At 50.4% G+C, this 14,202-nt stretch carries 15 protein-coding genes and 1 riboswitch; of the genes, 2 read left to right on the top strand and 13 right to left on the bottom strand.

The genetic code is table 11. The features are described from left to right. Nucleotides 1-25 precede the first annotated feature (25 nt). The 10 genes from DFR62_RS13000 to DFR62_RS17420 form a co-directional block, all read right to left on the bottom strand. Entirely contained in the window at nucleotides 26-1,348 is a 1,323-nt protein-coding gene (locus DFR62_RS13000; RefSeq protein ID WP_121300781.1) for a nucleobase:cation symporter-2 family protein, read from the bottom strand. Continuing rightward, nucleotides 1,348-1,932: a xanthine phosphoribosyltransferase gene (locus DFR62_RS12995; protein ID WP_121300991.1), complete on the bottom strand. Its 585-nt coding sequence runs from the start codon at nucleotides 1,930-1,932 to the stop codon at nucleotides 1,348-1,350. Before DFR62_RS12995 ends, DFR62_RS13000 begins: the two co-directional genes overlap by 1 nt. A 142-nt stretch (nucleotides 1,933-2,074) precedes the next feature. Beyond that, a riboswitch (purine riboswitch) is annotated at nucleotides 2,075-2,176 on the bottom strand. Between the two features lie 504 nt (nucleotides 2,177-2,680). Then, entirely contained in the window at nucleotides 2,681-3,085 is a 405-nt protein-coding gene (locus DFR62_RS12990) for an acyl-CoA thioesterase (protein WP_121300780.1), read from the bottom strand. Nucleotides 3,086-3,146: 61 nt separating this feature from the next. After that, complete coding sequence (locus DFR62_RS12985) at nucleotides 3,147-4,118, bottom strand: proline dehydrogenase family protein (RefSeq protein WP_121300779.1); 972 nt, start codon at nucleotides 4,116-4,118, stop codon at nucleotides 3,147-3,149. A gap of 216 nt (nucleotides 4,119-4,334) precedes the next feature. Continuing rightward, on the bottom strand, nucleotides 4,335-4,832 hold the full coding sequence (locus DFR62_RS12980) for a TspO/MBR family protein (RefSeq protein WP_121300778.1): 498 nt from the start codon (nucleotides 4,830-4,832) through the stop codon (nucleotides 4,335-4,337). A 19-nt stretch (nucleotides 4,833-4,851) separates the two neighbouring features. Then, on the bottom strand, nucleotides 4,852-6,144 hold the full coding sequence (locus DFR62_RS12975) for a DUF4139 domain-containing protein (protein ID WP_121300777.1): 1,293 nt from the start codon (nucleotides 6,142-6,144) through the stop codon (nucleotides 4,852-4,854). A gap of 134 nt (nucleotides 6,145-6,278) precedes the next feature. Next, complete coding sequence (locus DFR62_RS12970) at nucleotides 6,279-6,500, bottom strand: hypothetical protein (protein ID WP_121300776.1); 222 nt, start codon at nucleotides 6,498-6,500, stop codon at nucleotides 6,279-6,281. Then, entirely contained in the window at nucleotides 6,500-8,164 is a 1,665-nt protein-coding gene (locus DFR62_RS12965; RefSeq protein ID WP_121300775.1) for a formate--tetrahydrofolate ligase, read from the bottom strand. Before DFR62_RS12965 ends, DFR62_RS12970 begins: the two co-directional genes overlap by 1 nt. Nucleotides 8,165-8,289: 125 nt before the next feature. Then, complete coding sequence (locus DFR62_RS12960; RefSeq protein WP_121300774.1) at nucleotides 8,290-9,231, bottom strand: hypothetical protein; 942 nt, start codon at nucleotides 9,229-9,231, stop codon at nucleotides 8,290-8,292. A gap of 115 nt (nucleotides 9,232-9,346) precedes the next feature. Then, nucleotides 9,347-9,490 (bottom strand): hypothetical protein, encoded by a 144-nt coding sequence (locus DFR62_RS17420; RefSeq protein ID WP_157073521.1) that lies wholly within the window; start codon nucleotides 9,488-9,490, stop codon nucleotides 9,347-9,349. 126 nt (nucleotides 9,491-9,616) lie between these two features. On the opposite strand from DFR62_RS17420, the gene DFR62_RS12955 reads away from it, so the two are divergent. Then, nucleotides 9,617-10,120, top strand: coding sequence for a methylated-DNA--[protein]-cysteine S-methyltransferase (locus DFR62_RS12955; RefSeq protein ID WP_121300773.1), 504 nt, complete (start codon nucleotides 9,617-9,619; stop codon nucleotides 10,118-10,120). 40 nt (nucleotides 10,121-10,160) lie between these two features. Here the strand turns inward: DFR62_RS12955 and DFR62_RS12950 are convergent, their stop codons facing one another. The 3 genes from DFR62_RS12950 to DFR62_RS12940 form a co-directional block, all read right to left on the bottom strand. Continuing rightward, entirely contained in the window at nucleotides 10,161-10,715 is a 555-nt protein-coding gene (locus DFR62_RS12950; RefSeq protein WP_121300772.1) for a TetR/AcrR family transcriptional regulator, read from the bottom strand. Nucleotides 10,716-10,857: 142 nt separating this feature from the next. Next, on the bottom strand, nucleotides 10,858-11,241 hold the full coding sequence (locus DFR62_RS12945; RefSeq protein WP_206662496.1) for a hotdog fold thioesterase: 384 nt from the start codon (nucleotides 11,239-11,241) through the stop codon (nucleotides 10,858-10,860). 45 nt (nucleotides 11,242-11,286) lie between these two features. Continuing rightward, nucleotides 11,287-12,843: a fatty acid--CoA ligase gene (locus tag DFR62_RS12940; RefSeq protein ID WP_121300771.1), complete on the bottom strand. Its 1,557-nt coding sequence runs from the start codon at nucleotides 12,841-12,843 to the stop codon at nucleotides 11,287-11,289. Nucleotides 12,844-13,142: 299 nt separating this feature from the next. On the opposite strand from DFR62_RS12940, the gene DFR62_RS12935 reads away from it, so the two are divergent. After that, nucleotides 13,143-14,180, top strand: a complete 1,038-nt coding sequence (locus DFR62_RS12935) for a C40 family peptidase (protein ID WP_121300770.1) — start codon at nucleotides 13,143-13,145, stop codon at nucleotides 14,178-14,180. Nucleotides 14,181-14,202: the final 22 nt, after the last annotated feature.

The following is a 14,202-nucleotide window of genomic DNA, read 5'->3' as shown; positions in this document are numbered from 1 at the left end:
GTTACGAAGGGACAGCTTTTTCTATTCACCCATGGGGTGTGACTGCTTGATTGGATTGTACCGCTTGCGCCTCGCGTTTTCGTTTGCGGGACGGCAGCATATGGAAAACGATGTTCAAGGCGATCGCCGTCAAGCTCCCTGCAACGATGCCGTTGCTCGTCAAGATCTGGACGCCTGCAGGCAATAGCGCGAACAATTCCGGAACTACCGTGACGCCGAGCCCGATGCCGACAGAACAAGCGACGATCATGGAGTTTTCCTGCGATTCCGAGATGACGCCGCTGAGCATTTTAATGCCTTGTGCGATGACCATGCCGAACATTGCGATCATAGCCCCGCCAAGCACCGGTGTCGGGATAATCGTCGTCATGGCGCCGATTTTCGGTACGAACCCGAGTACGATCAACATGATGGCCGCGATAAAGATGATCTTGCGCGACTTCACGCCGGACATTTGGATCAACCCGACGTTTTGCGAGTAAGCCGTATATGGGAATGCGTTGAAAATCCCTCCAAGGAAAATCGCCAAGCCTTCAGAACGGTAACCTTTCGCCAAATCTTTTTCATTGATGTCTTTTTTCGTGATATCACTAAGGGCGAAATAGACCCCTGTCGATTCGACAAGTGACACAAGCGCTACTAGGATCATCGTCAGGATCGCGGACCATTCGAATGTCGGCATCCCGAAATAGAACGGCTCCACCATATGGAAATACGACGCTTCTGCGATTGGCGTGAAATCGACTTTGCCCATAAATCCGGCAACGACCGTTCCGGCAATCAAGCCGACGAGGATCGACACGGCGCGCATAAAGCCGCGGGAGAATTTATAAAGGAAAATGATAAAGGCTAGTGTCCCGAAAGCTAAGGCAATATTGGACAGCGAACCGAAATCTTCCGCGCCTTGCCCGCCGCCCATATTATTGATGGCGACCGGAATAAGTGTGATGCCGATGATGGTGACGACTGAACCAGTGACGACCGGCGGGAAAAAGCGGACGAGGCTGCCGAAAAATCCGGAAACGACAATGACAAATAGGCCAGAAACGAGAATCGACCCGTAAATTGCCGAAATGCCATATTGGCCGCCAATGGCAATCATCGGGCCGACCGCCGTGAATGTACAGCCAAGCACGACCGGCAAGCCGATGCCGAAAAAGCGGGAATTGAACACTTGCAGCAGCGTCGCAACGCCGCACAGCAAAATATCGATCGAAACGAGGTACGTCAATTGCTCCGGCGTCAACCCGAGCGCTGCCCCAACAATCAAGGGAACGAGAATCGCTCCCGCATACATCGCCAGGACATGTTGAAGGCCGAGTGCCGCTTCTCCGAAGGCTTTTTTCATCAGTTCGGCACCTCCCCGTAAAACTCCACGTGGCCAGGTTCCATCCATTTAATATTCGCCAATGTTTCCACGCGGATGCCTTTATCGCGCAGCAATTTCCCGCCTGGCTGGAATCCTTTTTCAATGACGATGCCGATGCCTGCACATGCCGCACCAGCTTGTTCAACGATATCGAGCAAGCCGAGTGCTGCTTGGCCATTCGCCAGGAAATCATCGATGATCATCACGACGTCGTCTTTCCCGAGAAAATCACGGGACACGGAGATATCGTTCGTTTCATTTTTGGTAAAGGAATGGACAGGGGCTGTGTACAAACCATCCGTCAAGGTCAGCGATTTACGCTTTCTCGCGAAGACGACCGGCACGCCGAGCGATAGGCCGGCCATGACTGCAGGCGCGATGCCTGACGATTCAATCGTCAAAATCTTTGTGATTCCCGCTGCTTTAAAACGGGAAGCGAACTCTTCCCCGATCGCTTGCATCAAGGCCGGGTCGATTTGGTGGTTCAAAAATGAATCAACTTTCAATACGGCTTCGGACAAAACCCGCCCGTCCGCTAGAATCTTTTCTTCCAACTGCTTCATGTTTTCCGCTCCTTTTCCCGCATCCTCCGCACAAAAGCCCGGAGGACGCGCATCCATTCATAACCATGAGTGGAGCAAGGTCCTCCGGGCTTTCCCGAAAGGAAACGCAAAAGGAAGCCGCCTGTCGAAATAGGCGGTTTCTTTTCGTTCCATTGCTTCTCATAGTCAGTCCGTTTACGGCGGACCGATAGAAACTTGCGGGCCATATTCCCGCTATTATATGAGTGAATATTCTTTTGAATGGACTTATTATAGCATGTCCAAATGGCCTTTCAAGAGCCGCATTAATTAAAAAACTATTCAGAATCCGCAAAGCATCAGTGAAGTTCGATCAGACCAAGTTTACTATAATAGGTTAAATTAAAGGTTGATGATACCTAAAGAGATTGGTGAAATCGCTCCAGGCGGACGCTTTCGGGCCCACAGGATGTGGGTCATGCAGCTGGCGCGACAGGACGTCGCGATGCCAGCTGCCAGGGCATGGCTTCAGCCACCCCTTGTTCGCTAAGGACTGAGTTCAAAACTCAGCTGCTCCCACATCTGCGAGGCAGATGCGTCGCAAATGAACAAGCTCAAGTGCCTTTCGCTTATTCATTAGTCGCCGCCTTCCACTCTTTCATCAAGTAGACAAACAATAAAATAGTGGGTTTTTCAACTTCACCTGCTAATGAACGAATAGGGTGTGATTTGATGATTTCCGTTTTTTTGAAATATCGTTTCGTGTAGGTAATGATTTAACTTATATAGTTTAGTGTCCGTTCGCCTCACGCAAATGCTTGTTCAGTTCAGCGCGGATTTGGGGCGGAATCGGCTCACTGTGCTGCTGTGCCAGATTGAAATTGACATAGACGGCGCGGTTTTTTGCGCATAAGCGCCCTTCCTGGTGCAGTTCCTCGTACAACTCGAGGCTGCTGTTGCCAATGCGCTCGACCCAAGTATGGACTTCGGCGTCTTTTCCGAAATATACTTGCCCGGTGAATTCGAGCGTCGTTTTGACGATGACCATTTTCCACTTGGAGAAATCGTGGTCCGGCGTAAATAATTCAAAGAGCGGATTGCGGCCGGCTTCGAACCAGACCGGCAAACTCGTGTTGTTGATATGGCCGACCGCATCGGTCTCAGAGACACGCGGCGTAATTGTCGTTTTGTACATGCTTACACACCTCCATTTTTTTAGGAATTGAAAAAAGCGCCTCCGGAAGAGACGCCTTTGTTTACTTGCGCTTTTTGGTGGCGCGGCCCAGGATGAATGCTCCGGCAAGCGCCCCGATAGCGATATTGTTCTTTTTCGTGAACACTTGCTTGAATACGAGATTCAAGTTTTGCGGCCGCTCGGCCAGACGGCGCATGAAATAGGCATACCAGTCATCGCCGAACGGCACGTATGTGCAGAAGTTATAGCCTTTATTCGCAAGCTCACGCTGCAACTCTTTGCGGAAGCCATAAAGCATCTGGAATTCAAATTTATCGTATGAAATATCATGTTCTTTGATGAAGGCTTCGACATGATTGATGATGTGATGGTCGTGTGTCGCGATCGACGTGAATTTGCCGTTCAGCAAATGATACTCGATCAATTTGATGAAGTTTTCATCGATTTCTTCGCGCGTCTGGTAAGCAACATCTGCCGGCTCTTTGTAAGCGCCTTTGACGATGCGAAGGCGGAAGTCTTTATGTTCCTGCAGATCGTCCATGGCACGGAAGAAATACGCTTGGATGACCGTTCCGATATTATCATAGTCTTTCGAAAGCGCATTCAAAAGATCGTACGACGGCTGGACATGTCCGTAATCTTCCATATCGATATTGATGTGCATATGGTAGTTATGGGCAAGTGCGACAATGTCTTTCAAGTTTTCCAGGCAGAAATCATAATCGATATCCAAGCCGAGCTGGGTCGGTTTCAAAGAAATATGGGCATCGACTTTATTCTTGTGGATCGCTTCGATCATATCCATGATATTCTCTTTCGCTTCGAGCGCTGCTTCCTTTTCGAAAACGAACTCACCCAGGTTGTCGACCGTCGCGCTGATTCCCTGCGCATTCAAACTGCGGATACTTTTAATGGTCTCTTCGATATTGGTCCCGGCCACTACGGTTTGGGCACCCAATTTCAAGCCGTACTTTTTGGCCGCAGCCGTAAGGAGACGGTTTTGAGACAAGCCGATAAACACATCTTTTAACATTGATTTCCCTCCTGATACCATTCAACTGCGTTGATTTCAACAGTCCCAAAAAGGCCATGCCTCGAACGTTGTCAACTTCCTTCATTGTAGTCGTTTTCTTACCACTATGCATCATAATTTTTTAACAGTTTGCAGTGTTTGAAATACTTTTTTAAAACCAGGTCAAAAAATGGACAAAAGTGCCGAAACCGCTGGGGATTCCGACACTTCGGGCGATCATTTATTCAACTGCCAGAATGAATAATTCAACCCGAGCGCAAACGCCACCCAGGCGATATACGGCACCATCAACACTCCGGCCAGCTGATCGACTTGATAGAATTCATACGCCGCCCAAATGACTGCACCGAGAAGCGCCGCCATTTCGATGAGCGCCGTCCCCCGAAGACCCCATTTAAAGAACAAAAATGACCACAGGAAATTCAAGCCGAGCTGAAGTTCATACGGGGCCAGCACCTGACGCTCCCGCCCGAGTGGTTTGGCTGTTTCTTGCGCGCGGTATTTGGCGACGCCCATCATTTTGTACAACGCTGTCCAGACGACCGGGAACACCCAACCCGGCGGCGCAAATGAAGGGTTTTTCAGCCGCTCGTATTGCTCGCGGGTGCCTCTATTGGCGAGCGCTCCGACAATCGATCCGCCGACGACTGGGACCAGTATGCTTGCGGCCAAGTTCCTCACATGTATGCGTCCATTGACTGATGCGACTTCCATGATGTTCTCCTCCTTTTTTCTAATAGCCTCGCTCTTCTCGCCGTTTATCGACTTTGTACGTGAACTCCAATTCTACCGTGGCCTCGGGCTGGATCCGCACGACGAATTCCACTTTCGAACTGCTTTTCCGTTCATAATCGTGGCTGGACGATTCCATTTCCCAGATGGGCTCAACTATTACGTGTTCGACCAGTAAACGGATGCTTTCCGTCTTTTCATTTTCAAGTTTGTACACATAAGTGATGTATTCATGGACGCCATGCTTTTCACGCAATTTTTCATAGCTGTCGCTCGTGATGTCCGTCGCTTTTCCGATATGGACACGCAGGTTTTTCCCAGGCGCGGTGTGTTCGATTCGATCTTCGCCGGTGAAAAACACTTCACCTGAATCCCCGGCTTCGTATACTTTCACCACGCCTTCCGGAAGCGGCATGCCGAGCCCGTTTTCGCTCGTGTTGGGAAATTCGAGTTGGATATCTGCATGTGTATCGCCTGACCTCACTTGATAAGCCCGTTTGAATTGTGCGCCGTGCCCCGAGAATAGCGATAATTGCTTAAGCTGTTCGTTCATGACGGTGACTGGCCGGTTGATCCGGTAGACAAGACGGTCCGGCAAGGTTTCCGCTGTAATCAAGGACTCTTGCATGCGCGAATACAATATCGGCGAATCGCCATTATTCATCTCCCGTTCCCGATGTACATCACCAGCCACCAAAGCAAGCTCTGCTTTCTCGTAATGTGCGCCGCTATGATTCAAAATCTTCACCCAGCCGTCAAATTGGAACCCGTCGTCTTTGATCTCCAATGTGTAATGGGCATGCCATTCCAGGCTTTTCGTCAAATACGAAACCCTGATTTCCTGGTCCACCGCTGCTGTCGCTATTTTCCACACCAGTGCCGGTTTCAGCAATAAGCCTTCCGGCAATGCCGGAAGAATCAGTTCCCCGGCCGGATCGATGACGATTTCTTTCGTATCGGCCCGTTCGCCGATGATGCATTCCGACACGCTGAGCAGGCGCATCTCCAGCTCTTCCCCAGTTTCGTTGTTGCGCACATGGACATTGCGGTTGATATAGCGTTCCAATAATTTCCCTTTGCTGGCCAGGTCATAATCGTAATTCTGCTCCAGGACATCGAGCCCTTTCACAATGATCGAATCCGTCTCCACCCGTTCGGCAACATCCAAAAATTGCACTTCTTCCACTGGGCCGTCCGATTTCAAATAACGCATCTCCCGCACAAGCGCAAATCCCCCGTTATACGCCGCCACTGATAAATGTTTTTGCTCGCTTCGTGTAGACTGCAGTTTCATGGCAACCGCTCCTTTTTGAATCGATTATTCATTCAGCCTATTCATTTCTTTCACCTTAGCACATTCGGCATGGAAGCGACCATTAATAATTGAATATTCAGTCACTAAAGCCGAAGAAAAACCCACTCCGGAAATCATCTTCCGAAATGGGTTCTCAAATAAGCGATCGTTTCAATACGCGTCGTGTCTGTCAGCGGTGATTTCTTTTCGTGAATCAATTCTCCGTAAAGCAATTCTCCCAGAAAACGGACCTCGCCTTCAACCGACGCCCCTGTCTCTGCATCCACCACTTTCAATTGAATATAGAGGGATTGGCCTTGTTCGACATAATCCACAATTTGCACGCTGGCTGTCATCAGAACAATCCGAGCGCTTGCCCGTCTTCTGCCACATCCATATTGAGTGCAGCAGGTGATTTTGGCAGGCCTGGCATGGTCATGATATCTCCTGTCAGGCAGACGATGAATCCTGCGCCGAGCTTCGGGATCAATTCGCGGATCGTCACCGTGAAGCCTTCCGGGCGCCCGAGCAGTTTCGGCTGATCCGACAAGGAATATTGCGTTTTCGCCATGCAAATCGGCAATGCGTCCCAGCCGTACTTTTTCAGTTCGGCCAATTGTTTCTTTGCTTTATCCGTCAACTGGACATCCGCACCGCCGTAGACTTTCTGAACGATTGTCCGAAGCTTTTCTTCGACGGCGTCTTCTTCTGCATACAGATAGCCGAAATCAGCGCCTTTATCGAGTTGCCGTTTGACGAGTTCTGCAAGTTCAAGCCCGCCGGCGCCCCCTTTGCCCCATACTTCCGTCAGCGCAATCGCGACTTCTTCCGCTTTCGCCCAGTCCATCACTTGCGCGAGTTCCGCATCGCTATCGCCCGTGAAGCGATTGAGTGCTACGACCGGCTCGATGCCAAACTGGCGGATTGTCTCCACGTGTTTCGCCAAATTGACGATGCCGCGGCGCACCGCATCCGCGTCTTCTGCGCCGAGCTCTTTCTTATCCACGCCGCCGTGCATTTTCAGCGCACGCACTGTCGCAACGATGACGACCGCATCCGGATGGAAGCCGCCTTTTCTTGATTTGATGTGCATGAATTTTTCAGCGCCAAGGTCCGCGCCGAAGCCAGCTTCTGTGACCACGACATCCGCCAGGCTTCTCGCCGTGTTCGTCGCCATCAAGGAATTGCAGCCATGCGCGATGTTCGCAAACGGACCGCCGTGAATGATCGCGGGCGTTCCTTCGATCGTCTGCACCAAATTGGGCTTGAATGCTTCTTTCAAGAGCAGCGCGAGCGCACCTTGTGCTTCCAAATCTCTCACTGTGATCGGCTCGCGGTCATACGTATAGCCGATCACCATGCGGGCCAAGCGTTCTTTCAAGTCTTCGCGAGAAGTGGCGAGGCACAGCACCGCCATGATTTCCGATGCGACCGTTATATCGAAACCATCTTCACGCGGCACGCCTTGCGCAGGGCCGCCGAGACCGATCGTCACGTGACGCAGCGCCCGGTCGTTCATGTCCAGCGCACGCTTCCATGTAATGCGGCGTGGGTCGATGCGAAGTGCATTCCCCTGGTGCAAATGGTTGTCAATTAATGCAGCGAGCGCATTGTTTGCCGACGTGATGGCGTGAATATCGCCCGTGAAATGAAGATTGATGTCTTCCATCGGCAATACTTGTGCAAAGCCGCCGCCTGTCGCGCCGCCTTTGACCCCCATCACCGGTCCGAGAGAAGGTTCGCGAAGCGCCACCATGACCGACTCGCCGCTTTGTCTCAATGCATCCGCAAGTCCCACTGTCACCGTTGATTTTCCTTCGCCTGCCGGTGTCGGGCTGATCGCCGTCACAAGTACGACTTTTCCGTCCTTCGTGGTTTTCGGCAATTTATTCACATCGATTTTCGCTTTGTATTTTCCGTATAATTCCAAAGCGTCTTCCGCAATCCCAGCTTGCTGTGCAATTTTCTGGATCGGCCGGATAGCCGCTTCTTTTGCAATCGTCAAATCGGTCATCGCCATGCATAGTCCCAACTTTCAATTTTTCTTCCCATTATAAACGGGATGCCGGAAAACACAAGCCTGCCAGCGTCCACAAATCCCTTCAGCCAATTTAAAAAAACGCACCCACTATTGGGTGCGTTTGGTCAGAAGCGCATTTCTTCGATGAACAAAAGTTCCGGGAAATCCGCTTCAATATGTTCCTGCAACTCGTACTCTTCCAGCAAATCATAGAAGCCTTCATCGTCCAGTTTTAGAAAACGAGGGGAATCCGGTTCATCGTAATGATTGAACTCCACGATGTATTTTTTCCGGCTATTACGGGAAATGCTATAGACTTTGAAGCTCTCGTATTCCACTGCCTCGCCAATCTGCTGGCACGCCAGAATCGTCTCTGGGTCCATCTTTTCCAGATGCATGTAGAGAAAGGCTTCCGAGCGCGGCTGTTCCGCAGAAATCGCCGCCATCTTATCGCTATGCCGATTGATGAACCGCTCCGACAACGCCTGATGGAACGACAGCGTTTCCCATTCTACTTGCCCTTTGTGCTTTTCGATAAACCGTTCTGTCAATTTTTGTCCACGCGTCACAGCGAGCCAATCGACTTTATCGGCGTGGCGGCCAATTAATGTCATCGGCAATTCCTGCTGGTCGCTGAGCGTCTGCCAATCGACTTGGTCCTGGTGCTTCTCGATGAACATCGGCGATAAGCGTTTGGTGGATACGAGCTTCCAGTATTCCCGTTCATCAAAAGGCTGGCCATGCGCTTCCAAGGCTTTCAACTGCTTTGGGGATAGCTGGCTTTCTTCGGGCTGCCACTTTTCAGGGACTGAAAATTCTTCTAGAAAGCGCTCCGATACTCGCTGATGGCGGAGGATTTCATCCCAGTAAAGAAAGCCGCTGTATTGGCGGATAAACTCTTCGGACAGTGGTTGATGCTTGGAAACCAGCTGCCAATGGAGATTACGCGCATTATCAGCGAGAAATCTTTCCGATAAGCGCTCTTCTTCACTGATTTTCTTCCATGCGACCGAACGCTTGCTGTTTATTCCTTTTTCTTCCATCAATTGTTCAAGGGTGTCAAACATGAAAACCACTCTTTCCTAAAAAAGTATTATGTACCATACTACCATGCTTGCACGCATAGTGAAAAAAGCCCGCCCACCGGATTTTTCGGTGCGCGAGCTAGTTTTGGCATTTGGCTTATTTTTGCTGGTTCTGTGTATCGTTCATCCGGTTCTGTTCGTCGAGGTTTCTGGCACTGTCCTTAAAAGCCTGTTGTTCTTCACGCAACTCTTGTTCGCGGCGCTCTTCTTCCAGTCTTTCTTTGTTCTTGTCTCTTGCCATGTAGATCCCTCCTTATGTCTTATCCCCCGTATTCCCGTTCTCCAAAAGCTCAAACAAGAAATCTACTTGCTGAAAAACGGCGTAGCTGGGCTTATACTGAAACTAAAATACGGAAGGATGATGGCTATGGCACAGACCATCCGCTGGGCGTACGCCGAGCAATATGAATTCCGCCTGCTTCTCGCCAAAAGCGGCAAGGGTCTTTGTTATGTCGGTTCGCCGGGCGAAGGCCTTATTGAAATGCAGCAGCATTGCGCAAAACGATTTCCAAGCGCCGACTTCGTCCAAGACCCACAAGCATTAAAGGAATATCAATATGCAATCGAAGCTTGGCTTGCAGGTTCCCGCGAAACATCTTCGTTGCCTCTTGATATCGCAGGTACTGAATTTCAACATTCCATCTGGCAAGCCTTGCAGGAAATTCCTTACGGCCACACCATTTCTTACTCCGAACTGGCTGAACGCATCGGCAAACCGAAAGCTGTCCGAGCAGCCGCTTCTGCAGTGGGCGCAAACCCTTTGCTCCTGTTCATCCCCTGCCACCGGGTCATCCGGAAAAGCGGCAGTGTGACAGGCTTCCGGGGTGGTATGGAACTGAAACATCATTTGCTGGAAACGGAAAGAAAATGAATAAGTAAAAGCAGTTATCCGACTTGATGGATAACTGCTTTTACTTTTGCGCTGGCACAATGCCATGGAGAATGAAATCGGTATAAAGTTCTGCCAATTCGCCAGTCGCCAGTTCACCCCCCGGCTGAAACCATTGATAGCTCCAATTAGTTACGCCGAGCACGGCGAAAGCGATCATCTTCGGATTTAACTCTTTGCGGAACTCACCACTTTCGATGCCTGACAGCAGGACCGATTCGATCTGTTCGCGGAATTGCGCCCGTTTTGCACGAATCGTCTTGGCGTTTTCTTCTTTTAAATGACGCAGTTCGCGGAAATAGACATTGGCAATGGGCCCTTGCTTTTCCATGTCGCCGATCAACAAACGGACAATCGCTGCCAGCTTGTCCTTCGCCGGCGCCGCCTCCTGCAGGATCAATTTTTGCCGCACGAGCAATTCATCGATGTATTGCTGGTGGATGTCCATCAACAATGCGTCTTTACTTTTGTAATGATAGTAGAAAGAGCCTTTTGTCACGCCGAGCGCATCTACAATGTCTTGTATCGACGTTGCGCTATAGCCTTTGTCGACAAATAGCGCAATGCTCTGTTGCATAATTTCCCTTTTCAACACTTGTCACAGCCTTTCCGGACCCCGGATTCCTTGTTCTTTCACTATAACATGGCCGCTTCGACGAATTAATTTCTGGAGCGGCTAAAAAGGCCGGAGCCTCAGCGCGAGGTCCGGCCTTTTGCCATCATTCAGTTGGTTTTTGGACAATCGCTACCGTGCAGCGCGACACGCAAATGAGCCGCTCTTCTTCATCCAGGATTTTAATATCCCAAATCATCGTCGTGCGCCCTTTATGAAGCGGCGTGCCGATGGCTGTCACGACGCCATCTTTTTTTCCACGTATGTGGTTGGCGTTGATTTCCAGCCCGACCGCAATCTCGTTTTGCTGGTCAATCGCGTGCCATGTCCCGAAACTTGCCACCGTCTCTGCGAGAACCACCGATGCCCCGCCGTGTAATAGGCCGAATGGCTGGTGCGTCGCTGCATGCACAGGCATCGTCGCGACAATCCGTTCAGCAGACTGCTCCGTCAGCTCGATGCCGAGCACGCCCATGATCGTTTCTTCCATAGGCTTCATCTTCACCATATTTGCCCCTCTTTTCTCATCGCCCATTCAAGACGATAGTTCTCGATATTGTTCGCGCAGCAGGAATTTCTGGATCTTTCCGCTAGCATTGCGCGGCAGTTCCTCCACAAAACGGTACGAGCGCGGGCGCTTGTAGCGCGCGAGATTTTCGTGATTGACACAGTATTCTTCCAAATCCTGCTCAGTCAATGATGGGTCTTTCGAGACCACAAAAGCCAACACCGATTCGCCCCATTTCTCGTCTGGGACGCCAAGCACTGCGACATCCTGTACTTTATCATGGCCATGGAGCGCATCTTCCACTTCACGCGGATAGATATTCTCTCCGCCGCTGATAATCATATCATCGACGCGGTCAGCGACGTATAAATACCCTTGTTCATCCATATAGCCCAAGTCACTCGAATGATACCAGCCTTTATAAAGCGCTTTTTCTGTCGCGTCTTCGCGTTGGAAATACCCTGCCATCATGCTCGGCCCGCGCACGATGATTTCTCCGACTTCAAAAGGCGCAAGCACATCTTCCGGTTCTGACGGGCCGTCTTCATTCGGCCGGACGACGCGGATTTCGTGATTATAGGCAGGTTGTCCGGCAGAGCCTGCTTTCGCCAACTGGTCCTCTTCCGATAAAAAAGTGATGGCCGGCCCCATTTCCGTCTGCCCATATGCCTGGATCAAATCGATGCCAAGCACCTCTTTGACACGTTTTACAAGCACAGGTGCCATCGGGGCCGCGCCGTAAAGACCGCGCGTCAAGCTCCTTACTTTCTGCTGCACGCCGTCGATTTCGGCAATCATGCTCCACATCGTCGGCACCGCGAACATCACCGTCACTCGTTCTTTCTCGATCGTATCTAGCGCCAAAAACGGGTCGAATTGATGCATGATGATACTCGATGCCCCCGCCTGGACGCGTGGGATGATGTTGCAATGCAACTCTGCGCAATGGAACATCGGCGCGGCGACCAAACCGACATCATTCTTTGTCGTTTTGAGCATGGCGATGCACATCATGCTCTGTTCGGCCATGCTGCGGTGGCGGTGGATGACGCCTTTCGGGCGGCCAGTCGTTCCGCTCGTATACATAATCGCATATGTATCCGATTCATCCAACTCCACACCCGGATCTTCCGATGACGCTCCTGCGACCTGTTCATGATAATTCTTTGCAAACGATGGCGTCTTGTCATCGATTGTCCAGAACTGAACCGCCGGAAACTGCGGCGCAATGGTCTGTACGACGCCTTCTAGCACTGCTTCGAACAGCACCACTTCAGGCTTGGCATCTTCTAAGATGAACGCCAGTTCTTCCGCTTTCAGGCGGAAGTTGATCGGGTTGAAGATTGCGCCAATTTTGGCACAGGCAAATAATGCAGTCGCCAACTCTTGATTATTGAAAAGATACGTGGAAACGCGGTCCCCTTTAGCGACACCAGCTGCCGTTAGCGCATTCGCCAAGCGGTGCACGTCGTCCCGCCACTGCGCATACGTCCAGCGCTTATTTCTTCTTAAATCGACAAACGCTTCACGTTCCGGGTGCAGGGAAACCGTATGGTCAAATATACTTCCGAGTGTCGCATACATTATTTTTTCCTCCCTCTACTGAATGGTGATTCACCAACAAACTACTTCCATGATGTCAGATTAGAATAAATATTTCAACAATTGTTTTAGGAATAGCTTGTTATGAGCCACATCTAATAGACTAGAAGGAATTTTTACCATTATTATTTTTATAGGCAAAATAAAACTGTAAATTAAGCCTTTAGATTTTTGTAACACAAATGTAATATAAAACTTATTGCCTATATTCTTGAAACTGAATACACTTAAAGAAAATTGCATACGCAAATTAAGTTGCAGAAACCAAAAGGGGAATGAGCATGAAGAAGCTGATCGGCATGGCAATCACGGCAGGAGTCCTATCTTTGGCACTAGGGGCTGCGGATACAGAAGCAAGTTCGTACAAAATCAAACCAGGCGACACATTATGGAAAGTAGCTTCAAGCAACGATGTATCTGTTGCCAACTTGAAAACATGGAATCGCCTGAGCACGGATGCCATCTATCCAAACCAAGTGCTGCGCTTGACCTCACCAGCTGCAGCGAGCACTCCGGCGCCATCCGCCCCGGCCGCACCAGCTGCCGCAAAGACTAGCACTTATACTGTCAAAGCCGGTGATACTCTTTATAAAGTTGCCAAGGCACACTCCACATCGGTCGCAAAAATCCAGCAATTGAACAATTTGAGCAACTCCACTATCCGCATCGGACAGAAGTTGAAAGTTAGCGGCACGGCATCAGCCGTCATTGCTTCGCCTTCACCGGCCCCCGCTGCACCGCCAGCACAAGCCAATACGACTACATACCGTGTTGTCTCAGGCGACACGCTCAGCAAGATTTCCAGAAGCCATAAAGTTTCCGTTGCGCAATTGATGAGCTGGAATAATTTGAGCACAAGCAATATCCACGTTGGCCAAGTGCTGAAAATCCAAGGAGGCGCGACTCCTGTTCCTTCGCCTGTTCAAGTTTCCAATCCGGCTTCTTCTTCAAAAGCCGGGCAAGTGCTCTCTATCGCACGCACGCAGCTCGGAGTTCCTTATGCATGGGGCGGCACTACTTCAAGCGGCTTCGACTGCAGCGGCTATTTGTACTATGTCTACAACCGCGCAGGCATCACGATCCCGCGCACGAACACAATCGGCTATTACGCAAGTTCATTTACAGTCAGCTCTCCGCAACCGGGAGACTTGGTATTCTTCAAAAATACGTACCGCCCAGGGATTTCCCACGTCGGTATCTACGTCGGCAACAATAGTTTCATCCATGCCGGCGGGGACCGCGTCCAAATCACCAGCCTCAACGACAGCTATTGGGGCAAGCATTTCGACAGCTACAAACGACTTAACGCCATGAGATAATACGGCATATAAAAAAGCTCCG

Source organism: Planococcus citreus (genome assembly GCF_003664125.1).
GTDB lineage: Bacteria > Bacillota > Bacilli > Bacillales_A > Planococcaceae > Planococcus > Planococcus citreus.
The sequence above is the reverse complement of the archived record's forward strand: the minus strand, read 5'-3'. Positions and strand labels throughout refer to the sequence as shown.

What these genes read in the sequence shown, in the direction of transcription:
- DFR62_RS12940 (WP_121300771.1), bottom strand. Translation starts at nt 12,843, where the DNA reads ATGTATGCGACACTCGGAAGTATATTTGACCATACGGTTTCCCTGCAC.
- DFR62_RS12965 (WP_121300775.1), bottom strand. Translation starts at nt 8,164, where the DNA reads ATGGCGATGACCGATTTGACGATTGCAAAAGAAGCGGCTATCCGGCCG.
- DFR62_RS12985 (WP_121300779.1), bottom strand. Translation starts at nt 4,118, where the DNA reads ATGTTAAAAGATGTGTTTATCGGCTTGTCTCAAAACCGTCTCCTTACG.
- DFR62_RS12995 (WP_121300991.1), bottom strand. Translation starts at nt 1,932, where the DNA reads ATGAAGCAGTTGGAAGAAAAGATTCTAGCGGACGGGCGGGTTTTGTCC.
- DFR62_RS12935 (WP_121300770.1), top strand. Translation starts at nt 13,143, where the DNA reads ATGAAGAAGCTGATCGGCATGGCAATCACGGCAGGAGTCCTATCTTTG.
- DFR62_RS12990 (WP_121300780.1), bottom strand. Translation starts at nt 3,085, where the DNA reads ATGTACAAAACGACAATTACGCCGCGTGTCTCTGAGACCGATGCGGTC.
- DFR62_RS12975 (WP_121300777.1), bottom strand. Translation starts at nt 6,144, where the DNA reads ATGAAACTGCAGTCTACACGAAGCGAGCAAAAACATTTATCAGTGGCG.
- DFR62_RS17420 (WP_157073521.1), bottom strand. Translation starts at nt 9,490, where the DNA reads ATGGCAAGAGACAAGAACAAAGAAAGACTGGAAGAAGAGCGCCGCGAA.
- DFR62_RS12970 (WP_121300776.1), bottom strand. Translation starts at nt 6,500, where the DNA reads ATGACAGCCAGCGTGCAAATTGTGGATTATGTCGAACAAGGCCAATCC.
- DFR62_RS12960 (WP_121300774.1), bottom strand. Translation starts at nt 9,231, where the DNA reads ATGTTTGACACCCTTGAACAATTGATGGAAGAAAAAGGAATAAACAGC.
- DFR62_RS12955 (WP_121300773.1), top strand. Translation starts at nt 9,617, where the DNA reads ATGGCACAGACCATCCGCTGGGCGTACGCCGAGCAATATGAATTCCGC.
- DFR62_RS13000 (WP_121300781.1), bottom strand. Translation starts at nt 1,348, where the DNA reads ATGAAAAAAGCCTTCGGAGAAGCGGCACTCGGCCTTCAACATGTCCTG.
- DFR62_RS12945 (WP_206662496.1), bottom strand. Translation starts at nt 11,241, where the DNA reads ATGGAAGAAACGATCATGGGCGTGCTCGGCATCGAGCTGACGGAGCAG.
- DFR62_RS12980 (WP_121300778.1), bottom strand. Translation starts at nt 4,832, where the DNA reads ATGGAAGTCGCATCAGTCAATGGACGCATACATGTGAGGAACTTGGCC.
- DFR62_RS12950 (WP_121300772.1), bottom strand. Translation starts at nt 10,715, where the DNA reads ATGCAACAGAGCATTGCGCTATTTGTCGACAAAGGCTATAGCGCAACG.